Origin of the sequence: Mycobacterium sp. TY814 (assembly GCF_030755175.1) — a bacterium.
Taxonomy (GTDB): Bacteria; Actinomycetota; Actinomycetes; order Mycobacteriales; family Mycobacteriaceae; genus Mycobacterium.
This window is the reverse complement of the sequence record NZ_JAUFRY010000004.1, coordinates 218,936-239,356: the sequence shown is the minus strand read 5'-3', so window position 1 is coordinate 239,356 and position 20,421 is coordinate 218,936. Positions and strand designations below refer to the sequence as shown.

Here is a 20,421-nt window from a genome sequence, read left to right as displayed (position 1 = left end):
TCATTGTGTCAGCCGCAGCGTCGCGCACTTACGACCATATTGCGGTCGTCATTCCGGCCCATAACGAGCAGGACAGTCTTCCCGACTGTCTGTCGGCGGTAGTGACCGCGGCCCTGTGCGTCCCTTTGCCGGTCGTCATCGTCGTGGTGCTCGATGCCAGCGAAGACGAGAGTGCCCAGCTGGCCGGCGATTACGGAACCGATGTTCACTTCGTCCGGGTGGAATCCCGCAACGTGGGTGCGGCGCGGGCAGCCGGATTCGACTATGCGCGGGATTGGGGCGGGACGGACACCAACTCTTGGTATGCCACCACCGACGCCGACAGCACCGTGAATCCCGACTGGTTGGTGCGGCAACTCGATTGCGGCGCGGACATGTTCCTGGGCCTGGTGAGGGTCACGGACTGGGAACAACATCGCAGCGAAGTGGTGGACAAGTACGAGCACGACTACGACGCGCGAGTGGACGACGAACATGACCATATTCATGGCGCCAACATGGCTTTCAGCTCATCGGCCTACTGGCGCGTCGGTGGCTTTCGGGCCCTGACGTCCGGTGAGGATGTTGACTTGGTAGCGCGGTTCGAGCATGCTGGCTACCGAATTTGCCGAGATACCGCACGATCGGTTGTCACTTCGGCGCGAATCCAGGCTCGGGCGCCACGCGGATTTGCTGATCACTTGAGCACGCTCTCAGAAAGCGCGACGGGGGATGTCGCATGACCGCCGGATTAGTTCAACACTGGCTGGAATCGGGACGACTGGAATTGCCGTTGCCGGCGGCGGGATACACCGCAGACCGCCTGCAGCAGCTGACGCGTTTGGCCCAGGACGACATCGCGGCGGCGCGCATCGCCGAAGCCCACGTCGATGCGGTCGCCATCCTGCATGAGCTGGGGGGTAAGCCGCCCGAGCCCAATCAGCTGTGGGGGGTGTGGGCGGCCGAGGCATCCGACGCGAAGCTGACCGCCACCAGCGTCTCCGGAGATGAGTTCCAGCTCAATGGCATCAAGGTTTGGTGCTCGGGCGCCGGGTTCTGCACGAACGCGTTGGTCACCGCGCACATGGAAGGCGGCGAGCGTGGCCTGTTTGCCGTCACCCTTACCGACGCCGGGGTGAAGCCGCTGCCGAGTACCTGGTGGAACCCCGGGATGGCAGGCAGTGACACCCGGTCGGTGCAATTCAGCAACGTGCACGCGATCCTGGTCGGTGAGCCCGGGGACTACCTGAGCCGTGCCGGGTTCTGGCACGGGGCGATCGGCGTCGCCGCCTGCTGGCTCGGCGGTGCCCGCCGGGTGGCCGACCCGCTGTACCGCTGCGCCCGCAGCGAGTCGGCAGACGCCTACGCTCTGGCACACCTGGGCGCGGTCGACGCCGCGCTGGCCGCCGGCGATGCGATGCTGGCCGCGGCCGCCGCGCAGATCGACGCAGATCCGTTCGACCGGGCGCGCGCCGCGCAACTGCTGGCCCGACGCGTCCGCGCGGTCGTGGAACACGCGGTCGACGAAGCGATCACCCGCACCGGACGCGCACTTGGGCCCGGCCCGCTCTGCCAGGACGGCCGGCACGCCCAGCGGGTGGCCGACCTGACTATCTACATACGGCAGAGTCACGCCGAGCGCGACCTGGCCGAACTCGGCCGCTTGGCCGGCCGGCCCAGCCGTTGAGGGTCACGCCGCCCACCAACGGGCCGCGATTCGCCGCCAGACCTTTAACAGGTGGCGGCACCCCCGCGCAGGACTGGCTTTCCGCGCTTCGTCCACCGACGCTGGCGCTGACCTGCACATCTCTGGTCGTGGTGGCGGCGCATCCGGACGACGAGACCCTGGGCATGGGCGCGACGATGGCGCAGCTGGTTGCTTCCGGCGTGCCCGTCCGGGTCGTGTCGGTCAGTGACGGCGGGGCCGCGCGCCCGGATTCGTCGCTGGCTGAGCGGGTTCGACTCGAGGACGCGCGCCGTGCCGAGCTTCGCGCTGCCGCGGCTGTTCTCGGTGTGGGGCCGCCGCTGTCGCTCGGATTGCCCGACGGGCAGCTGGCCGAGCACGAGGATCATCTGGCGGGTCAGCTCAGTGGACTTTTGGACGCGTGCCCGCCCGGGTCCTGGTGCGCGGCGACCTGGCGGGGTGACGGTCACCCCGACCATGAGGCAGTGGGCCGGGCGGCTGCGACGGCCTGTGCACGCGCTGGTGTGACCCTGGTCGAGTATCCGCTGTGGATGTGGCACTGGGCCACCCCGGATGATCCGGACGTGCCCTGGGATCGAGCCCGCGGAATTTCCCTGTCGCGCTGGGCGGTGGAGCGCAAAAGTCAAGCCGCACAATGCTTTCGAAGCCAATTCGAGCCCCCGGCGGCGGTGTTGCCGCCGTTTGTGCTCGAGCGGCTACTTGCCGTGGGGGAGATGGTTTTCCGGTGACCACGCGACTGCCCGACGCGTACTTCGACCGGATCTACGCCGGCGCGGACGACCCATGGAAGTTGTCGACGCGCTGGTATGAGGAGCGCAAGTACGCCATCACGCTGGCACTGCTGCCCAGACCGAGGTATCGGCACGCGTTCGAGCCGGGCTGCTCGATCGGGACGTTGACCGGGCAGTTGGCGGCGCGCTGTGACCACGTCACCGCCGTCGACGTGGCCGACGCGGCCATTCGCACCGCCGACGCCCGGCTGCGGGACGCCGGCTGCCGCGACCGCGTGACGCTCTCGCGTGGATCCCTGGACGAGCCGTGGGCGGGCGGCCCGTTCGACCTGTTGGTGCTCAGCGAGATCGCCTACTACCTCGCGGCGGAAACCCTCGCGGAGGTACTGCGACGGGAGTGTCCGCGATTGGTGCGCGGCGCGACTGTCGTCGCCGCCCACTGGCGGCACCCGGTGGACGATTATCTGCTCACCGGCGATGCGGCGCACGCCGTCATTGCGGCCACGCCCGGGCTGACACCACTGGGGCGATATTGCGACGACGACGTCGTGATCGATGTCTTCGACACCGCCGACGGTCGCTCGGTGGCGGCGCGGGAGAACGTTCCCGGCGCGCGGGAGCGGACATGCGGATAGCGACCTTCAACATCCTGCACGGCCGCACCGTCGGCGACGGCGTCGACCCGCAACGGCTACGGGACTGCGTGCGGCGTCTCGATCCGGACGTGCTCGCCCTGCAGGAAGTCGACTTCGACCAGCCGCGGTCCGGCCGGGCCGATCTGACCGCGGCCGCGGCCGAGGCGATGGGTGCCGTGGAGCACCGGTTCGTCGCCGCCATCTCGGGAACGCCGGGGGCGACCTGGATGGCGGCTACCGGACGCGAACAACCGGGGACCGCGGCATACGGGATCGCGTTGCTGTCCCGCTTCCCGGTGACCAGCTGGCAGGTGGTGCGGTTACCCCGGATTCCGATGCGCTTCCCGATGTATCTGCCGGGCCCCAACAAGGTGATGATCGTCGACGAGGAGCCGCGGGCTGCCGTGATCGCGCGACTGCAGACGCCGCTGGGGCTGATGACGGTGGCCAACACCCACCTGTCCTTCGTGCCGGCGTGGAATGTGCGTCAGCTGCGGCGCCTGATGCGGGACCTGCGGGGACTGCCGGGGCCGCGGCTGCTGGTCGGCGACCTCAACCTCCCGCCCGCTCCCGTCCACCGCTGGACCGGGATGCGGCCACTGGCATCGGCGGCGACGTTTCCGGCCGACGCGCCGACCCGGCAGCTCGATCACATCGTGACCGACGACAGGGAACTGCGTGCCGGCGCGACGGTCGCGGAGCTGATGCCGATTTCAGATCACCGCCCGCTGGTGGCGGACCTGCACCGCTGAGTCACTCCTGCCCGCTGAGTCACCGCCCGCTGCGTCACTCCTGCTGGCTGCGCGCCTCCGCGCCGGTCATACCGGCGTCGAAATCGTCGTCGGCGGCCGTGCGTCCCACGTAGTCGCCGTCCTGGTCGCGTCCCTCGCGTGAGTTGGCGACGTGCTCGTCGCCCTGTACGTCTTCTTCGCTCTTCTCTTTGCCACCGGTCATCGCGACCTCCTTCAGGTCTTGGGTGTGTGGGGTCTGGGCTCGCGCTAGGACAGGCAGTGCGCAGCGTCCACCAGCTCCGCGCTCATGTTGCGCTCCATCATCTTCAGCGCGGCCGAACCGAGTTCCTCGTCGATGTGGGCCACCGCATCAGGCGGCACCACCACCTCGTAGTGGCGCAGATAGCCGTCCAGTGCGCTGTAGAGGATGCACTGTTCGGTGACCTGGCCGGCTAGCACCAGACGCCGGCTCTTCAAGCGGTCCAGCAGGTAATCCAGCGCCGTCGAGTAGAAGACGCTGTGGCGGACCTTGGTGATGACGTAGGTGTCCTCCGGCGGCACCAGCGGTTTGACCAGTTCGGGCCGCTTGCCGTCGAGCGCGGCGGAGATGATCGAGCGGCGGTCGGCAGTGAAGTTGCCGTGGTTGTCGTTGACGTAGATGAGGTCGACGCCGTCGTTGTCGCGAGCGTCGTTCACCAGCCCGACCAGGGGATCCATGATGCCGGCAACGTTGTCGGCCAGTTGTTCGGCATCGGGGTGGTCGTAGTCGTTGAACATATCGATGATCAGCACCGCGGTATCACTCACAGTCGACTTGTACCCGCTCTCCGGGAACTCAACAGGATGATGCGTAATCCTGGGGAGCCGCCACCAAAATTGGCGAGTGCGGCAACTGTATCCCTGGGATATAGTAACCGTAATGAGGTTTCCTACGTCTCTGGGAGTGAGCATGGTTTACATCGGGACAGACCCGCTCGTCCACGGGCCGGCCACGACCAGCGACTCGGGTGAGCGCGCCGTGAGCGTGCCCGGTTTGGTAGCTGCAGCCACCTGGGCGGTCGGTCTGGTCATCGGGCTGGTCGCAATGGCATCGGGACACGAGTTGCTGGCCGGAGTGGCACTTGTACTGGCCATCATGTCGCCCTGGCTCGGCCTGGCCTGGGTGGCGCGCACCCAGCGTGCCGACATGCGTCGTCAACGCGCGCTTGCCAAGCAGGCCGTGCTGTACCCGGGCAGTTGGCCGACGTTGCAACTCACCGCTCGCTGACACCCGCGGGCGCGCGATAGCACATCTGAGATTTCCTCCCGCCGAAGGGGTGTGGGCGGCTGCGGAATGGGGTACTGCCTGTGCCAACGGGCGACCATGTGGTGGCCGGCCCGGCCCTCCGCAGGAAGGAACTGCCATGACTACCGTCAGCGACTATGACGCCCGCCGCGTGACCGATGCCGACGCCGCGGATCGATCCACACTGCGTGAGCTGGGACCCGTGCCGAAGCTGACCACGACTGTGGTCGACGACGACCCGAACGAGTCGCTCTTCTTCGAGTTGCCGGGTGCGGACCTCTCCAGCGAAGAACTCTCGGTCGTGGTGATCCCGCAGCGCGCCGACGAATTCACCTGCTCGAGTTGCTTCCTGGTGCAGCACCGCAACCGATTGCGCGACACCAGTGGCGGACGGCAGATCTGCGCCGACTGCGCGTGACTCCCGCGTAGGAGGACAATCCCTGCGTGTGAGCCCTCCACCCGGACTGCCCGCTCCGCGCGGGTTCCGTAGCGCCTTCGCCGCGGCGTACGCACTGGCCTACCTGATCGGCGGCGAACGCCGGATGATGCGGCTGATCCGCCGGTACGGCCCCATCATGACCATGCCGATCCTCAGCCTGGGTGACGTTGCGATCGTGTCCAATGCGGCGCTGGCCAAAGAAGTTTTCACCGCGCCGACGGATGTGCTGCTGGGGGGCGAAGGGGTGGGACCTGCGGCGGCCATCTACGGATCCGGGTCCATGTTCGTCCAGGAGGAACCGGAGCACCTGCGGCGGCGCCGGATGTTGACACCACCGCTGCACGGCGCCGCGCTCAACTCCTACGTGCCGGTGATCGAAGCGTCGACACGGGGGGCCATGCGCGCGTGGCCCGTCGACCGCCCTTTCGAGATGCTGCAGGCCGCGCGGGCGCTGATGCTCGATGTGATCGTCCGAATCATCTTCGGCGTCGAGGAGCCGGAAGAAGTCCGGCGGCTGGGGCGGCCCTTCGAACACCTGCTGAACCTCGGGGTATCAGAGCAGTTGACCGTGCGCTACGCGCTGCGCGGGCTCGGCACGTTGCGGGTGTGGCCGGCGCGGGCGCGGGCCAATCGCGAGATCGACGACGTGGTCATGCGGCTCATCGCCGAGCGCCGCAACGACCCCGGGCTGGCCACCCGCCGCGACATCCTGTCGTTGTTGATGTGCGCTCAATCCGACGACGGGCTGTCGGACAGCGAGATTCGAGATGACCTGATTACCTTGATGCTGGCCGGCCACGAAACCACCGCAACCACCCTGGCATGGGTGTTCGACCTGTTGCTGCATCATCCCGATGCCCTGCGGCGGGTGCGGGACGAGGCGACGGCCGGCGGCGAGGAGTACACGACGGCGGTGATCGATGAGGCGCTGCGGGTACGCCCGCCCGCCCCGCTGACCTCCCGGGTGGCGGCGCAACCCTTTCGGTTGGGCGGCTACGAGGTCGCGGCGGGGACCCGGATCGTCGTCCACATCGTCGCGATCAACAGGGATCCGGCCGTCTACGAGTCGCCACGGGAATTCCGGCCGGAGCGGTTCCTGGGTGTCCGGCCTCAGACGTATGCCTGGCTGCCGTTCGGTGGCGGGGTGAAACGCTGCCTGGGCGCCGCATTCTCGATGCGGGAGCTGATTACGGTGCTGCACGTATTGCTGCGTGAAGGTGAATTCATTTCCGTGGATTCCCGGCCCGAGCAGGCGGTGCGCCGGTCCATCATGCTCGCGCCGCGCCGCGGCACGAGCGTGCGATTCCGGCCGCTCCAAGAATTCGTTTAGAACCCGTCCAGGGCCGGGTGCCATGGTGCTGCCATGACGACCAACTTTTCGAGGAAGGCGGTTGTGGGTGCGGCGCCGGAACCGGCCACCAGCGGTTACGCCTCGGCGGCCTTGGTATTCAGCATCGTCGGAGCGGTGCTGCTGGGTGTCTTCTGCGCGATCGCGGCGTTGTTGCAGCCTGAAACCCTCCCACAGGGCAGGCGCGAGGCTATCGCGGCGCTGGTGATATCGGCGACCTGGGTGGTAGTGGCAGTGGCGGCGCTGCACGGATCTTCGATGTAGATCTGTGACAGAGCGATGTGATTGGACCCACAATTCGCGGGGTACACGGAGGTTGGATCTGCCAATTAGACAGCGTTCAACAGAAGGGGCGCGACGTGATTATCCTGGGAATTATTTTGCTGCTGATCGGCTATTTCGCCGGCATCCCAATTCTCTACACAATCGGCGGCATTCTCGTGCTCGTCGGTGTGATTCTGTGGATTCTGGGTGCGGTTGGGCGCCCGGTCGGAGGCCGAAGAGTCTGGTTCTAGCGCACTCGCCTGCGCCCTGAGCTAGTTGCGTCGGACCGGAACTGCGGAAACGCGGTTTCGGTCCGACGCATTTTTGGTCGGTAGAACAGAGTCGGGGTGGCGGTGTGTGATCCCAGGACATGCGCATAGCGTGTCTCAAGACATAGGCATAGGTCTTGGGGCGACGTTTCGTGAGTGTCGAAAGCCCGATTGGTCATCACTGCCGTTGTCATCGAGGGCCGCAGCCAATCCGAGGTCGCTCGGACCTACGGGGTCTCCCAATCCTGGATCTCGCGGCTGATCAAGCGCTATCAGCTCGAAGGCGCCGCAGCCTTCCAGGCGCGCTCGCGGCGCCCACACACCAGCCCCACCCGGTTACCGCAGTCCACCGTCGAATTGATCGTCGAGCTGCGTGAGAAACTGACCAGCAAAGGACTCGACAACGGTCCGCACACCATCGCCTGGCATCTGACCCATCACCACGGCCTGCACGTATCGGTCAACTCCATCCACCGCCACCTACGCACAGCCGGCCTCATCACTCCCGCACCCCACAAACGGCCCAAGTCCTCCTACATCCGCTTCGCCGCCGAACAACCCAATGAACGCTGGCAGGCCGACTTCACCCACTGGTGGCTCGCCGACACCACCCACACCGAAATCCTGTGCTTCATCGACGACCACTCCCGCTACGCGCTCTCGGTCACCGCCCACCACCGCATCACCGGACCCATCGTCCTGGACGCCTTCCGCAAAGCCTATGCAGCCCATGGCATTCCAACCTCCACACTGACTGACAACGGCATGGTCTTCACCACCCGACTGGCCGGCGGAAAAGGCGGACGCAACCACCTCGAACACGAACTGCACCGACTGGGCGTCATCCAAATCAACTCCACCCCCAACCACCCGACCACCTGCGGAAAAGTCGAACGATTCCACCAAACCCTCAAAAAGTGGCTCACCAGCCAACCCCGCGCCACCACCATCACCGCCCTACAAACCCAACTCGACACCTTCACCGAGATCTACAACCAACACCGCCCCCACCGCTCCCTACCCCAACACGCCACCCCCGCCACCAGCTACACCGCCCGACCCAAAGCCACCCCAGGGCAACGCCAAGACCCCCACAACCGCGTCCGCACCGACCGCATCGACAACTACGGAAAACTCACCCTGCGCCACGCCGGCCGCCTCCACCACATCGGTATCGGCCGAACCCACGCCCACACCCGCGTCCTAGTCCTCGTCCACAACCTCGAGATCCGCATCATCAACGCCGCCACCGGCGAACTCCTGCGCCAGCTAACCCTCGACCCCACCAGGGACTACCAACCCCGCGGCACCCCAACCGGACGCCCAAAGAAAAAGCCCGAACCCTAAAAGAGGGTTCGGACCTATGCGCATGTCCTGAGACATCACAGAGTCGGGGTGGCGGGATTCGAACCCACGGCCTCTTCGTCCCGAACGAAGCGCGCTACCAAGCTGCGCCACACCCCGCTTGAAGCCTCGACAGCCTATCGCACCGGACCAGTCACCTCCCAAACGGCAGGTCGGCGGGTCAGTCCCAGCGGCAGGAGCGTTCAAATTCGGCCAGCGCCCGGGCGGCACCACGGGGGTCCAGCCCCTGGGCGGCCACCCATTCGTCGTCGAAATAGGTGTCGGCATAGCGATCGCCGCTGTCGGCCAGCAGTGTCACCACCGAACCCTGGCGGCCCTCGGCGACCATCTCGGCCAGCAGGCCGAAAGCACCCCAGAGGTTGGTGCCCGTCGACGGGCCCACCCGTCGGCCCAGGACCGCGCTGACGTGGCGGGCGGCCGCGATCGAAGCCGCATCGGGCACCGAGACCATCCTGTCCACCAAGGACGGCAGAAATGACGGTTCCACCCGCGGCCGGCCGATGCCCTCGATCCGCGAGGACGCGCCGGTCACCACGTCGGCCCGGTTGTCGACGTAGGCCGGGAAGAACGCGGAATGCTCCGGGTCGACGACGCACAACTGTGTCGCGTGCCGCCGATAGCGGATGTAGCGGCCGATCGTTGCGCTGGTGCCACCGGTGCCGGCCCCCACCACGATCCAGGCGGGTATCGGGTGGGACTCCAGGGTCATCTGCAGGTAGATCGACTCGGCGATGTTGTTGTTGCCGCGCCAGTCGGTGGCACGCTCGGCGTTGGTGAACTGGTCCAGATAGTGGCCGCCGGTCTCCGCGGCGACCCGAGCGGCCTCGGCGTAGACCTCGCTCGACTTCTCCACGAAATGGCAACGGCCGCCTTGTGATTCGATCAATGCGATCTTGCTCGCGCTGGTCGCCGCCGGCATCACCGCGACGAACGGCAAACCCAGCATCGCCGCGAAATAGGCCTCCGACACCGCGGTGGAACCCGAGGACGCCTCCACCACCGTCGTGCCCTCATCGATCCAGCCGTTGCACAGCGCGTAGAGAAAGAGGGAGCGCGCGAGCCGGTGTTTGAGGCTTCCGGTGATATGGGTCGTCTCGTCCTTGAGGTAGAGCTCGACGCCGGCCCCGGAACCCCATTCGGCCGGCAGCGGGTACCGCAGCAGATGGGTGTCGGCGCTGCGCCGGGCGTCCGCCTCGATTAGCCGGATCGCATTGTCGGTCCAGGTCCGGGAGAGACTTCGGGCCGCGATGCGGGTCTGTGTCAACGCACGGACACGGTTGGCTGTGAGCGCCCCAGGTTGCTGGTCGAATCCCGGCCGCCCATCGGGGTGGCGATCAGCGTCAGCAGGGTCGCCTCGGGCCGGCAGCAGAACCGCACCGGCGCGAAGGGTGAGGTGCCGATACCCGCGGAGACGTGCAGCCGGGTGTGAGAGCCCCACTGGGAAGCGCCCTTGGCCCGGGAGCGGTCCAGCCCGCAGTTGGTGACCAGCGCGCCGTAGAACGGGAGGCACAGCTGTCCGCCGTGGGTGTGGCCGGCCATGATCAGCTGGTACCCGTCGGCGGCGAAGCGGTCCAGCACCCGCGGCTCCGGCGAGTGCACCAGTCCCAGCCGCAGATTGGCGGCGGGGCTGGCCGGTCCGGCGATCGTCTCGTAGCGGTCTCGGTCGATGTGCGGGTCGTCCACGCCGGCGGCGGCGACGTGCAGACCGGCGACCTCGAACTCGCGGCGATTGTGGGTGAGGTCGAGCCAACCCCGTTCGGTGAACGCCGCACGCAGGTCCTGCCAGGGCAGCGGCTCGCCCTTGATCCGGTGATCGGGGTTGGTCAGGTAGTTCATCGGGTTCTTCAGGCGCGGCCCGAAGTAGTCGTTGCTGCCGAAGACGAAGACCCCGGGACGGGACAGCAGGTCGCCCAGGGCCTGCACCACCGCCGGCACCGCCTTGGGGTGGGCCAGGTTGTCGCCGGTGTTGACCACCAAGTCGGGCTCCCAGCTGGCCAACTCGCGCAGCCAGGCCTGCTTGCGCCGCTGGTTCGGTGTCATGTGCAGGTCGCTGATGTGCAGCACCCGCAGTGGGGTCGAACCCGGGCTCAGCACCGGCATCGTGATCTCGCGCAGTACGAATGCATTGCGCTCGACGAACGCCGCGTAGCCGATCCCGGCGACCGCCGAGCCAAGCACTGCGGCTCCGGTCTTCAACGCGACAGGGAGTACCTCAGCCATGCCAGGCAGTTTACTGCCGGGAACCGACTCGACGCGCGGCTCTTCGCGTGATCAGCGCCTAGGGGGGCGGCGGTGCCGGCGGTGGAGGCGCCAGCAGCGGAATGGTGATCGGGGGCAGGCCGGGTATTTCGACGACCTGCGATCCGACAACCTCCGGCGGCAACCCGCCCTCGGGCGGCGGCGGCGGTGGCGGCGGGATGCCGTTGCTGATCTGAATCGTCACGATCGAGCCGGGAATCGTCTGGCCGGTCGGCGACGTTCCGACGACCTCGCCATACTTGGCGCTGCTGTTGACCGAGTTGGGCTGGTCGGCGACCTGGAAACCGGCATCCCGCAAGCGCTGACGTGCCTGGTCGATGTCCAGACCGGCCACGCTGGGCACCCGCCCGGCCGGCGAACCGTCCATGTACCGCGGGTCGGTGGGCGGCAGGTGCACCTCGCCAAAGTTGTTGGCGATCGGCTGTAGCGCGGTGAACCAGGTGCGCGCGGGCTCGTTACCGCCGTACAGATCACCGCTGCCGCAATGCCGCAGCGGGGCCGAGCACAGGTCGGTCGGCGAGGGCGAGTCGTCGTAGATGTAGTTGGCCGCCGCGTAGCGGTTGGTGAAGCCGACGAAGCCGGAAGACCGGTGCGCCTCGGTGGTGCCGGTCTTGCCGGACATCGGCAGGCTCCAGCCGGCCGCTCCGGCCGAACCGGCCGCCGTGCCGCTGCCCACCGCGTCCTTGCTCATGGCGTTGGCGAGCGTGTTGGCCAGTCCTTCGGGGACCACCTGCTCGCAGGTCTCGGTGGTGACGGAGACCTCGTTGCCGTTGCGGTCGATGAGCTTGTCGATCGGGTTCGGCGGGCACCACATGCCGCCGGAGGAGAGCGTGGCGGCGACATTCGACAGTTCCAGCGCGTTGACCTCGATGGGGCCGAGGGTGAACGAGCCGATGTTCTGCCGTTTGACGAAGTCGGCCAGGCTCTCGTTGCTGTCGGGGTTGTAGTCGCGCGCGGTGCCGGGGTTGGCGTAGGACCGCAGGCCGAGCTTGATGGCCATGTCCACCGTCCGGGACACGCCGACCTGCGAGATCAGCTTGGCGAACGCGGTGTTGGGCGAGGTGGCCAGCGCGTCCGTCACGCTCATGCTGCCGCGGTAGTTACCGGCGTTGATCACGCACCAGGTGTCCTTCGGGCAGCCCTTGGCGCCACCACTGCCCAGCCCCTTGCCTTGGAAGCGGCCCGGGACGTCGAGCTGGGCGTTGATGCCCATGCCCATGTCCAGCGCGGCCGCCGTCGTGAAGATCTTGAAGATTGATCCGGCGCCGTCGCCGACCAGGGAGAAGGGCTGTGGCCGCATCGTCTCGCCGGCCTCGGTGTCCAGGCCGTACTTGCGGTTGCTGGCCATCGCCACCACTTTGTGCGACGTCTTGCCGGGCAGGATCACGCTCATCACGCTCGAGATGCCGCTGAGCGTCGGGGGCGCGAACCTGTCGATGGCCGACTTGACCGGAATCTGGACGTCGGGATCCAGCGTGGTCCGGATCAGGTAACCACCGCGGGCTACCTGTTCCTTACTGATCCCCGCGTGCGAGAGGTACTCCTGCACGTAGTCGCAGAAGAAGGCGCGATCGCCGGCCGCGATGCAGCCGCGCGGCAATTCGTTCGGCTGCGGCAGGATCCCGAGCGGTTGGGTCTTGGCGGCGCGCAGGGCGTCGGCCTCGGCGGGGATGTTCTCGATCATGGTGTCCAGCACCAGGTTGCGCCGGGCCAGTGCGCCTTCGGGGTTGGTGTACGGGTTGAGCGCGCTGGTCGACTGCACCATGCCGGCCAGCAGCGCCGCCTGCTGCCAGTTCAGGTCGATCGCGTTGACCCCGAAGTAGGTCTGTGCGGCGTCCTGGATGCCGAATGAGTTGTTTCCGAACGACACCAGGTTCAGGTAGCGGGTGAGGATCTCCGGCTTGGTGAAGGTCTTGTCCAGCGTGAGTGCCATGCGGATCTCGCGCAGCTTGCGCGCCGGGGTGGTTTCGACGGCCGCGCGCTTCTCCGCGTCGGTCTGCGCCGTCACCAGAAGTTGGTAGTTCTTGATGTACTGCTGCTCGATGGTCGAACCGCCGCGGGTTTCGACATCCCCGGACGCGTAGCCGGCCAGGCCGGTCAGCGTGCCTTTCCAGTCCACACCGTTGTGGTCGGCGAACCGCTTGTCCTCGATCGACACGATCGCGAGCTTCATGGTGTTGGCGATCTTGTCCGACGGCACCTCGAAACGACGCTGGGAGTACAGCCACGCGATCGTGTTTCCTTTGGCGTCGACCATCGTCGACACCGCCGGCACCTGTCCCTCCAGGAGTTGAGCCGAGCCGTTGGCGACGACCTCGGAGGCGCGGTTGGACATCAGCCCCACGCCACCGGCGAGCGGGAACATGAGCGCGGTGGCGACCACGCTGGCGAGCAGACAGAAGCCCGCGAGCTTCAGCAGCGTGAGTGCTACCGGGGGACGCTCGGACATGCGTACTACAGTAGCGACCTCTCGTCACCCCCCCGCGCCGTGCGGCTGGAAAAAAATTTCTGTAGCAGCTGTCGGACCGGTCCGCTACCCCTGGGAACTGTGAATTTCCTGCGACTGCACTGGTCAGAGCCCCAAAAGGGGACAAGCCGGCCCTGTTTTGCCCGGCCGGTCGACGCAAGACGGCACGAACGTCCCAGAAAAAGCGTTATCGGACTGTTGCGCAATTGGCGTCCCAACCCCTAACTTAGAGACGCAGTGAGATTCAGGTAACACCGATGTGCACATTGTGGCTCGAATCGCATGGTCGGCTGGTACCCGAAGAGGGCGGTCGCAGGCGGCGACCGGAAGGAAGGGATCAGCTCGTGTCAGGAACGCGTCCGGGCGCACGAAGGACCAACCTCACGTCCACAGGCAATCTGCTCCGCAGCGTCGAGGCTGAGGAGCGCATCACCTGGGTGTCGCAGGCGTTGTGCCGGGCGACGGATCCCGACGAGCTGTTCGTACGCGGCGCCGCCCAGCGCAAGGCCGCTGTTATCTGCCGGCACTGCCCTGTAATGCAGGAATGCGGCGCGGACGCCCTGGACAACAAGGTGGAGTTCGGCGTCTGGGGCGGCATGACCGAGCGTCAGCGCCGGGCGCTGCTGAAGCAGCACCCCGAGGTGGTGTCCTGGTCGGACTACTTCGACAAGCGCAAGCGCCGCAACATCGTCTGACCGGCTGCGCAAACCCGCGTGCTGCGGGCCCTCACGTCATTACTTTTTTATTACAGCTTAGCTGGACGTCGTAGTTGCGCCCGGCTATTTTCCCTGGTCAGCGCCCTTTTTTGCGGTGCAGCGCCGATTGGGCCTGCTGACCGTCATTGAATGAGCGTCAAATAAGGGCGGTTCTGAGCGCCGTCACCGCAGGTCATGACACCTTTACAGAGTTGGTTGCTGACGTAACTCGACGATCGCCGGCAGGTGGCCTCACGGCCCGGACGGCGGGGGTCCGCGGAGTTCCAGGCGCCTCATTTTGAGTCCGCCTCCATCATTACTTTATTGTTACAGCTTAGCAGGACGAACTATCCGGATCGCTGCATTAACGCAGGTCAGCGGGGTTTTTGGGGCAGTAGATACTGATGTTGTTCGGGTCGGCCGTTGAATGGGCGTCAAATAACGGCCGTGCGCAGAAGCATCGTCGCAGGTCAGCGCGCGATCAAGCGGACGTGATCTGATCGGCCAGGGCGCGCAGCGCCTCCAGGTCGGAGACGTCGAACGGCAACGAGGGCACTCCGATGACGGGCACATGGGGATGGGCGCCGGTGAACCGGGACAGCAGCCGGATCTCCCTTTTGGCCGTCTGACCGCGATCGGCATGGATATGCAGCACGGCGGCCGCCAGGGACGCGGCCTCGGAACCGTTCGCCTCGGCCTCGAGCTTTTCGGTGGCGTCGATCGCCCGCTCGACCGGCAGCGAACACAGCAGCGGATGGGTGCGGTTCAGGACCAGCCCGGCCAGCGGCATCCCTTCCTGGGACAGGCGGTCGACGAAGAAAGCCGCCTCGCGCAAGGCGTCGGGCTCGGCGGCCGAGACGACCACGAACTGGGTGCCGCGCCGCTTCAGCAGCGCGTAGGTGCGGTCAGCCTTCTCCCGGAAGCCCCCGAACGTCGCGTCCAGCGACTGAACGAACGCCGCCGCGTCGCCCAGCATCTGCGAGCCCAGGATTGTCGACATCGCTTTCATGGCCAGACCCATCGCACCGGTGACGAGCCGCCCGATGCCACGGCCGGGTGCGAGCAGCAGGCGCCACAGCCGGCTGTCCATGAAGCTGCCCAGACGCTTGGGGGCGTCCAGGAAATCCAGGGCGTTGCGAGACGGCGGTGTGTCCACCACCACCAGGTCCCAGCGGTCCTGGGCCAGCAGCTGTCCCAGCTTCTCCATGGCCATGTATTCCTGCGTGCCGGCCAGGGAGGTGGCGACCGTCTGATAGAACTGGTTGTCCAGAATCGATTGCGCCCGTTCGGATCCCGAGTACTGGACCACCATCTCGTCGAAGGTGCGGCGCATGTCCAGCATCATCGCGTGCAGCTCGCCGGGCACCTCCGGAGCCAGCGGAACACGTTGCGGCGTGTTGCCAAGGTCGTTGACTCCCAACGCTTGTGCGAGTCGCTTGGCCGGGTCGATAGTCAAAACCACTACCGTGCGCCCATATTCGGCCGCGCGCAGTGCTATCGCCGCCGCGGTGGTCGTCTTGCCGACGCCGCCCGCGCCGCAGCACACCACCACCCGATTGGTCGTATCGGCCAGAATCGAGGCCATATCAAGGGTTTGCGGCTTGTGTGGCTGCGTCATGTCACCGAACTCCCTGTTGCGCAAGTACTTCCGAAAGCTCGTAGAGGCTGCCCAGGTCGACTCCGTCGGAGATCGTCGGCAGCTCCAGCCTGGGGACCTGCAGCGACTCGAGCTGCTGGGCGGTCTCCGAGCGAGCGCTGATCCGTGTGGCGTGTTCGATGGTCTCGGTCAGCAGGCCCGCGAAATCGGCGTCCTCGAGCTCGATTCCGGCCGTCGCCAACCCGGAACGCACGGCGTCGGCGTCCACCACGCCCTCGGCGGCCTTGGCCAGGTCGTCGCTGCCCAGGTAGGCGGGGATGTTGCGGTTCACGATGACGCTGCCGATCGGCAGCTCCATCTCGGCGAGCTCCTCGATGGCCTCCAGCGTTTCCTGCACCGGCAGCGCTTCCAGCAGCGTCACCAGGTGAATGGCCGTCTGGTCGGAATGCAGCAGCTTGACCACGCCTTCGGCCTGCGAGTGCACCGGTCCGCCCTTCGCGAGGTCGGACACCGCCTTGGTCACGTCGAGGAAGCGGGCGATGCGGCCGGTCGGGGGTGCGTCGACGACGATCGCGTCGTAGACCGGCAGGCGATTCTTGTCGACCCGGATCACCGTCTCTTTGATCTTCCCGGTGAGCAGCACGTCACGCAGCCCGGGCGCGATGGTGGTCGCGAACTCGATGGCGCCGATGCGGCGCATCGCCCGGCCCGCGATGCCCAGGTTGTAAAACATGTCGAGGTACTCCAGGAACGCGGCCTCGATGTCGATGGCCAGCGCGTTGACCTGGCCGCCGCGTTCGGCGGTCGCGATCTTGAGTTCCTGGTAGGGCAGCGGCGGGACGTCGAACAGCTGGGCAATCCCTTGGCGCCCTTCGACTTCCACCAGCAGGACCTTGCGCCCGCCAGCCGCCAGGGTCAGCGCCAGGGCGGCCGCGATGGTCGACTTTCCGGTACCGCCCTTGCCGGTTACGAAATGGAGGCGAGCCTTCGACAACCGCGAGGGCCACCCGACGGTACTACCGCCGCTCGATGTGTTTGCCACCATCGCATGCTAGCCGTTGCTGTTTTGCCCGATAAGCTCGCGACCATGACCCAACCCACCACATGGGAGTACGCGACGATTCCGCTGCTCACCCACGCCACCAAGCAGATCCTCGACCAGTGGGGCGCCGACGGCTGGGAGCTGGTCGCGGTGTTGCCCGGCCCCACCGGCGAGCAGCACGTCGCCTACCTCAAGCGCCCCAAGTAGGGTCCGGCCGGATGAGCGCGAAAGCACGCCTGGAGGAGCTAGGCCTGACGCTTCCGCAGGTGGCGGCACCGCTGGCGGCCTACGTGCCGGCAGTGCGCACCGGAAATCTCGTCTACACCGCCGGCCAGTTGCCGCTCGTCGCCGGAAAGTTGAGTGCCACCGGCAAAGTCGGCGCTGACGTCGCCCCCGACGTGGGCAAGGCGCTGGCCAGGGTGTGCGCCCTCAATGCGCTCGCCGCGGTGGATTCCGTGGCGGGTCTGGACTCGGTGACCCGGGTGGTGAAGGTGGTCGGATTCGTCGCCTCCGCGCCGGGCTTTCATGGTCAGCCGGGCGTCGTCAACGGCGCTTCAGAACTTCTTGCCGAGGTGTTCGGCGACAACGGTGTGCACGCACGCTCGGCGGTGGGTGTCGCCGAGCTGCCGCTGAACGCGCCGGTGGAAGTCGAAATGATCGTGGAGGTCGGGTAGCGGCCGTGGCCGGGTCAGCGCTCGCCCATCCCGCCTACGCCCAACTGCGGGCGGTGACCGATACCGCCTCGGTGTTGCTCTGCGACAACCCCGGCCTGATGACGCTGGAAGGCACGAACACCTGGGTGCTGCGTGGTCCGCGCAGCGACGAGTTGGTGATCGTGGACCCGGGACCCGATGACGACGAGCACATCGCACGGGTGGCCGCCCTGGGCCGCATCACTCTGGTGCTGATCAGTCATCGGCACGGGGACCACACCGACGGCATCGACAAGCTGGTCGAGCTCACCGGGGCGACGGTGCGCTCGGCGGGCAGCGGGTTCTTGCGCGGGTTCGGCGGCGAGCTGGTCGACGGCGAGGTGATCGACGCCGCCGGTCTGCGGATCACCGTGATGTCGACGCCCGGGCACACCGCCGATTCATTGTCGTTCGTGCTCGAGGACGCGGTGCTGACGGCCGACACAGTGCTGGGGCGCGGCACCACCGTGATGGACAAGGAAGACGGCAATCTGACCGCCTACCTGGAATCGCTGCACCGGCTGCGCGGGCTGGGACGGCGGGCGGTATTGCCTGGACACGGGCCGGAACTGCCGGCTCTCGACGCGGTTGCCCAGGGGTATCTGGCGCACCGGAACGAGCGGCTCGAGCAGGTGCGGTCGGCGCTGCGCGAACTCGGCGAGGATGCCAGCGCCCGCCAGGTCGTCGAACACGTCTACACCGACGTCGACGAGAAGCTGTGGGACGCCGCTGAGTGGTCGGTGCAGGTGCAGCTGGACTACCTGCGGGCGTAGCGGCTGCGGCGCCGGTTTCCGGCACGTCGCGCGTCCGGGCGGTTTGGCGCGCCGAAATTGAAACCACGCACACCTGCGCCGGCGTGTTCTGTACCTCAGATAAGTGTCGCGGACGCGCGCTGGGCGCGCGCGCTTACCTCGCTCGGCGCGCGAGCCTCTCGGAGTCCGAGATGAGCACGCTCTTGCCCTCCAGGCGAATCCACCCGCGGTGCGCGAAATCGGCCAGCGCCTTGTTGACCGTCTCCCGGGACGCGCCAACCAGCTGGGCGATCTCCTCCTGGGTCAAGTCGTGGGTGACGCGCATGGCGCCACCCTCCTGGGTGCCGAAACGCTGTGCGAGCTGCAGCAACTGCTTGGCCACCCGGCCGGGCACGTCGGTGAAGATCAGGTCGGCCAGGTTGTTGTTGGTGCGCCGCAACCGGCGGGCCAGGACGCGCAACAGCTGCTCGGCGATCTCCGGACGGTCGGCGATCCACGCCCGCAGCGCGTCGCGGTCCATCGAGACCGCACGCACCTCGGTGATCGTCGTTGCGCTCGACGTTCGCGGGCCCGGGTCGAAGATCGACAGCTCACCGAACATGTCCGACGGGCCCATGATGGTGAGCAGGTTCTCCCGCCCATCGGGTGAGCGACGACCGATCTTCACCTTGCCCGCGACGATGATGTAGAGCCGGTCACCCGGTTCACCCTCAGCGAAAACGGTGTGTCCGCGGGGAAAGTCGACGGGCTGCAACTGCTTGGTCAGTGCGGCGACTGCGCTGGGCTCAACCCCTTGAAAGATTCCGGCCCTTGCCAGGATCTCGTCCACGTTGCCTCTTCTTGCCTCTTCAGTTTCCGACGAGTAGATACGGGCTGGCCAACCTGTGACGGCCGACACGAGTCTAAAGGTAGGCCAAACGGTGCGGCCTGCCAACGCTACACACGATTAACGTGTCGAATCACCGTAAACTGCGTATTGCTCAGATACCGCCCCTGGATGCGGGTCGGCAGGCCGGATTCGATACGCCCGACCATGTCGGCGGCAAAGAATGTCTCGGCGTGATGCCGCCCGGTCAGCGCTCTGGGCTGCGGCGCGGCTTCAAGTCCGAGCGCCTGACGGCGGTGCAGCAGCTCCAGCGCCTCCGGCATCCCCTCGCGGGCCAGCGTACGGACGTCGACAGCGTCGGCGTGATCGAGGAAATCGGCGACATCGGAGGCGGTCACGGTGTCATGGGCGAGTGACTTTTCCAGCCGCCCCAGCCCCAGCGCGGCCAACATCAGCAACGCGGGGATGCAGGCCACCAGCAACCACAACACAAATCGAGTAAACATGGCCAAGGTCTCAGCCAGATTACGAAATCAGTACTCTGTCGTAGGTGTCAGCGGCTAAGTCGTCCCCAGTCAAGGAAAAGGGGACGAAGCAGGCGGTCGCCAAGCGCTTCGCCAACGAAACCCGCACCGGTTTGGTGCGACGGGCGCGCCGGATGAATCGGACGCTGGCGCAGGCATTTCCGCACGTCTACTGCGAGCTGGACTTCACCACGCCGCTCGAGCTCGCCGTCGCGACGATCCTGTCGGCGCAGAGCACCGACAAGCGGGTGAACCTGACGACGCCGCCGCTGTTCGTGAAGTACCGGACCGCGCTGGATTATGCGCAGGCCGATCGCGACGAGCTGGAGGCGCTGATCCGCCCCACCGGCTTCTTCCGCAACAAGGCCACCTCGCTCATCGGACTGGGCCAGGCTCTTGTCGAGCGGTTCGACGGCGAGGTGCCCCACACCATGGAGGAATTGGTGACGCTGCCGGGGGTCGGCCGCAAGACCGCCAACGTCATCCTGGGCAACGCCTTCGACATCCCCGGCATCACCGTCGACACCCATTTCGGCCGGCTGGTGCGCCGCTGGCGGTGGACCGCCGAAGAAGACCCGGTCAAGGTGGAGCACGCCGTCGGCGAACTGATTGAACGCAAGGAATGGACCCTGCTCAGCCACCGGGTGATCTTCCACGGCCGCCGGGTGTGCCACGCCCGTAAGCCGGCGTGCGGGGTGTGTGTCCTGGCCAAGGACTGCCCGACCTACGGGCTTGGCCCCACCGAGCCATTGCTGGCCGCTCCACTCGTCCAGGGCCCGGAGACCGACCACTTGTTGGCCCTGGCCGGGTTGTAGC

The 20,421-nt window shown here is 66.8% G+C and carries 25 protein-coding genes and 1 tRNA gene; 16 read left to right on the top strand and 10 right to left on the bottom strand.

The genetic code is table 11. From position 1 onward, the window contains the following. The first annotated feature begins 5 nt into the window (after positions 1-5). Genes QXH22_RS26325 through QXH22_RS26305 form a run of 5 tightly spaced genes read left to right on the top strand, consistent with a single transcriptional unit; the run spans position 6 to position 3,802 of the window. Positions 6-722 carry a glycosyltransferase family 2 protein gene (locus tag QXH22_RS26325; RefSeq protein ID WP_306277458.1) on the top strand — a complete coding sequence of 239 codons (717 nt, stop codon included), beginning with the start codon at positions 6-8 and terminating at the stop codon, positions 720-722. Then, positions 719-1,666: an acyl-CoA dehydrogenase gene (locus QXH22_RS26320; protein ID WP_306247099.1), complete on the top strand. Its 948-nt coding sequence runs from the start codon at positions 719-721 to the stop codon at positions 1,664-1,666. Before QXH22_RS26325 ends, QXH22_RS26320 begins: the two co-directional genes overlap by 4 nt. Beyond that, on the top strand, positions 1,663-2,412 hold the full coding sequence (locus QXH22_RS26315) for a PIG-L deacetylase family protein (protein WP_306277457.1): 750 nt from the start codon (positions 1,663-1,665) through the stop codon (positions 2,410-2,412). Before QXH22_RS26320 ends, QXH22_RS26315 begins: the two co-directional genes overlap by 4 nt. Continuing rightward, on the top strand, positions 2,409-3,050 hold the full coding sequence (locus QXH22_RS26310; protein WP_306277456.1) for an SAM-dependent methyltransferase: 642 nt from the start codon (positions 2,409-2,411) through the stop codon (positions 3,048-3,050). Before QXH22_RS26315 ends, QXH22_RS26310 begins: the two co-directional genes overlap by 4 nt. Further along, positions 3,041-3,802, top strand: a complete 762-nt coding sequence (locus tag QXH22_RS26305) for an endonuclease/exonuclease/phosphatase family protein (protein ID WP_306277455.1) — start codon at positions 3,041-3,043, stop codon at positions 3,800-3,802. The genes QXH22_RS26310 and QXH22_RS26305 overlap by 10 nt, the downstream gene beginning before the upstream one ends. Before the next feature lie 34 nt (positions 3,803-3,836). On the opposite strand, the gene QXH22_RS26300 is transcribed toward QXH22_RS26305, so the two are convergent. Together QXH22_RS26300 and QXH22_RS26295 are read right to left on the bottom strand one after the other, a co-directional pair. Continuing rightward, complete coding sequence (locus QXH22_RS26300) at positions 3,837-4,004, bottom strand: hypothetical protein (protein WP_306247108.1); 168 nt, start codon at positions 4,002-4,004, stop codon at positions 3,837-3,839. 44 nt (positions 4,005-4,048) lie between these two features. Next, the gene (locus QXH22_RS26295) at positions 4,049-4,588 is read right to left on the bottom strand and encodes a cysteine hydrolase family protein (protein ID WP_306247110.1); all 540 of its coding nucleotides are present in this window, start codon (positions 4,586-4,588) and stop codon (positions 4,049-4,051) included. Positions 4,589-4,700: 112 nt separating this feature from the next. Here QXH22_RS26295 and QXH22_RS26290 point away from each other — a divergent pair, with 112 nt between their 5' ends. The 6 genes from QXH22_RS26290 (at position 4,701) to QXH22_RS26265 (ending at position 8,733) form a co-directional block, all read left to right on the top strand. Beyond that, positions 4,701-5,048, top strand: coding sequence for a hypothetical protein (locus QXH22_RS26290; protein ID WP_306277454.1), 348 nt, complete (start codon positions 4,701-4,703; stop codon positions 5,046-5,048). 136 nt (positions 5,049-5,184) lie between these two features. Then, the gene (locus QXH22_RS26285; protein WP_306277453.1) at positions 5,185-5,484 is read left to right on the top strand and encodes a DUF4193 domain-containing protein; all 300 of its coding nucleotides are present in this window, start codon (positions 5,185-5,187) and stop codon (positions 5,482-5,484) included. Positions 5,485-5,512: 28 nt separating this feature from the next. Next, the gene (locus tag QXH22_RS26280; protein WP_371934319.1) at positions 5,513-6,835 is read left to right on the top strand and encodes a cytochrome P450; all 1,323 of its coding nucleotides are present in this window, start codon (positions 5,513-5,515) and stop codon (positions 6,833-6,835) included. 33 nt (positions 6,836-6,868) lie between these two features. After that, the gene (locus QXH22_RS26275) at positions 6,869-7,117 is read left to right on the top strand and encodes a hypothetical protein (RefSeq protein WP_306277452.1); all 249 of its coding nucleotides are present in this window, start codon (positions 6,869-6,871) and stop codon (positions 7,115-7,117) included. A gap of 95 nt (positions 7,118-7,212) precedes the next feature. Beyond that, positions 7,213-7,368, top strand: coding sequence for a hypothetical protein (locus QXH22_RS26270; protein WP_120794271.1), 156 nt, complete (start codon positions 7,213-7,215; stop codon positions 7,366-7,368). A gap of 174 nt (positions 7,369-7,542) precedes the next feature. Further along, entirely contained in the window at positions 7,543-8,733 is a 1,191-nt protein-coding gene (locus QXH22_RS26265; RefSeq protein ID WP_306277451.1) for an IS481 family transposase, read from the top strand. 43 nt (positions 8,734-8,776) lie between these two features. Here the strand turns inward: QXH22_RS26265 and QXH22_RS26260 are convergent. From QXH22_RS26260 to ponA2, 4 genes are all read right to left on the bottom strand, one after another. Next, positions 8,777-8,850 (bottom strand) — tRNA-Pro (locus QXH22_RS26260). Between the two features lie 61 nt (positions 8,851-8,911). Continuing rightward, positions 8,912-10,015: a PLP-dependent cysteine synthase family protein gene (locus QXH22_RS26255; protein WP_306277450.1), complete on the bottom strand. Its 1,104-nt coding sequence runs from the start codon at positions 10,013-10,015 to the stop codon at positions 8,912-8,914. Beyond that, a complete protein-coding gene (locus QXH22_RS26250) occupies positions 10,012-10,971 on the bottom strand; it encodes a metallophosphoesterase (RefSeq protein ID WP_306247122.1) in 960 nt (319 codons plus the stop codon). The genes QXH22_RS26255 and QXH22_RS26250 overlap by 4 nt, the downstream gene beginning before the upstream one ends. Positions 10,972-11,029: 58 nt before the next feature. Next, the gene (gene ponA2 / locus QXH22_RS26245) at positions 11,030-13,459 is read right to left on the bottom strand and encodes a transglycosylase/D,D-transpeptidase PonA2 (RefSeq protein ID WP_306247125.1); all 2,430 of its coding nucleotides are present in this window, start codon (positions 13,457-13,459) and stop codon (positions 11,030-11,032) included. A gap of 362 nt (positions 13,460-13,821) precedes the next feature. On the opposite strand from ponA2, the gene QXH22_RS26240 reads away from it, so the two are divergent. Next, a complete protein-coding gene (locus QXH22_RS26240) occupies positions 13,822-14,172 on the top strand; it encodes a WhiB family transcriptional regulator (RefSeq protein ID WP_065132588.1) in 351 nt (116 codons plus the stop codon). A gap of 481 nt (positions 14,173-14,653) precedes the next feature. Here the strand turns inward: QXH22_RS26240 and QXH22_RS26235 are convergent, their stop codons facing one another. Further along, a complete protein-coding gene (locus tag QXH22_RS26235) occupies positions 14,654-15,790 on the bottom strand; it encodes an ArsA family ATPase (protein ID WP_306277449.1) in 1,137 nt (378 codons plus the stop codon). A 1-nt stretch (position 15,791) separates the two neighbouring features. Then, the gene (locus tag QXH22_RS26230; protein WP_306247129.1) at positions 15,792-16,814 is read right to left on the bottom strand and encodes an ArsA family ATPase; all 1,023 of its coding nucleotides are present in this window, start codon (positions 16,812-16,814) and stop codon (positions 15,792-15,794) included. Positions 16,815-16,856: 42 nt separating this feature from the next. Between QXH22_RS26230 and QXH22_RS26225 the strand changes: the two genes are divergently transcribed. The 3 genes from QXH22_RS26225 to QXH22_RS26215 are packed head-to-tail and all read left to right on the top strand — an operon-like array spanning position 16,857 to position 18,276. Next, positions 16,857-17,018 (top strand): DUF4177 domain-containing protein, encoded by a 162-nt coding sequence (locus QXH22_RS26225; RefSeq protein WP_120794267.1) that lies wholly within the window; start codon positions 16,857-16,859, stop codon positions 17,016-17,018. A gap of 11 nt (positions 17,019-17,029) precedes the next feature. Then, positions 17,030-17,485 carry a RidA family protein gene (locus QXH22_RS26220; protein WP_306247131.1) on the top strand — a complete coding sequence of 152 codons (456 nt, stop codon included), beginning with the start codon at positions 17,030-17,032 and terminating at the stop codon, positions 17,483-17,485. A gap of 5 nt (positions 17,486-17,490) precedes the next feature. Next, complete coding sequence (locus QXH22_RS26215; protein WP_306247133.1) at positions 17,491-18,276, top strand: MBL fold metallo-hydrolase; 786 nt, start codon at positions 17,491-17,493, stop codon at positions 18,274-18,276. A gap of 133 nt (positions 18,277-18,409) precedes the next feature. On the opposite strand, the gene crp is transcribed toward QXH22_RS26215, so the two are convergent. Further along, positions 18,410-19,084, bottom strand: coding sequence for a cAMP-activated global transcriptional regulator CRP (crp, locus tag QXH22_RS26210; RefSeq protein WP_036362963.1), 675 nt, complete (start codon positions 19,082-19,084; stop codon positions 18,410-18,412). 107 nt (positions 19,085-19,191) lie between these two features. Continuing rightward, entirely contained in the window at positions 19,192-19,587 is a 396-nt protein-coding gene (locus QXH22_RS26205; RefSeq protein ID WP_306247970.1) for a hypothetical protein, read from the bottom strand. A 152-nt stretch (positions 19,588-19,739) separates the two neighbouring features. Here QXH22_RS26205 and nth point away from each other — a divergent pair, with 152 nt between their 5' ends. Then, positions 19,740-20,420, top strand: coding sequence for an endonuclease III (nth, locus tag QXH22_RS26200; RefSeq protein WP_306277609.1), 681 nt, complete (start codon positions 19,740-19,742; stop codon positions 20,418-20,420). Position 20,421 lies beyond the last annotated feature (1 nt).

Coding starts and splice junctions, on each gene's coding strand:
- QXH22_RS26220 (WP_306247131.1), top strand. CDS start 17,030: ATGAGCGCGAAAGCACGCCTGGAGGAGCTAGGCCTGACGCTTCCGCAG.
- QXH22_RS26275 (WP_306277452.1), top strand. CDS start 6,869: ATGACGACCAACTTTTCGAGGAAGGCGGTTGTGGGTGCGGCGCCGGAA.
- QXH22_RS26290 (WP_306277454.1), top strand. CDS start 4,701: ATGAGGTTTCCTACGTCTCTGGGAGTGAGCATGGTTTACATCGGGACA.
- QXH22_RS26250 (WP_306247122.1), bottom strand. CDS start 10,971: ATGGCTGAGGTACTCCCTGTCGCGTTGAAGACCGGAGCCGCAGTGCTT.
- QXH22_RS26225 (WP_120794267.1), top strand. CDS start 16,857: ATGACCCAACCCACCACATGGGAGTACGCGACGATTCCGCTGCTCACC.
- nth (WP_306277609.1), top strand. CDS start 19,740: ATGAATCGGACGCTGGCGCAGGCATTTCCGCACGTCTACTGCGAGCTG.
- QXH22_RS26320 (WP_306247099.1), top strand. CDS start 719: ATGACCGCCGGATTAGTTCAACACTGGCTGGAATCGGGACGACTGGAA.
- QXH22_RS26285 (WP_306277453.1), top strand. CDS start 5,185: ATGACTACCGTCAGCGACTATGACGCCCGCCGCGTGACCGATGCCGAC.
- QXH22_RS26305 (WP_306277455.1), top strand. CDS start 3,041: ATGCGGATAGCGACCTTCAACATCCTGCACGGCCGCACCGTCGGCGAC.
- QXH22_RS26300 (WP_306247108.1), bottom strand. CDS start 4,004: ATGACCGGTGGCAAAGAGAAGAGCGAAGAAGACGTACAGGGCGACGAG.
- QXH22_RS26205 (WP_306247970.1), bottom strand. CDS start 19,587: ATGTTTACTCGATTTGTGTTGTGGTTGCTGGTGGCCTGCATCCCCGCG.
- ponA2 (WP_306247125.1), bottom strand. CDS start 13,459: ATGTCCGAGCGTCCCCCGGTAGCACTCACGCTGCTGAAGCTCGCGGGC.
- QXH22_RS26230 (WP_306247129.1), bottom strand. CDS start 16,814: ATGGTGGCAAACACATCGAGCGGCGGTAGTACCGTCGGGTGGCCCTCG.
- QXH22_RS26235 (WP_306277449.1), bottom strand. CDS start 15,790: ATGACGCAGCCACACAAGCCGCAAACCCTTGATATGGCCTCGATTCTG.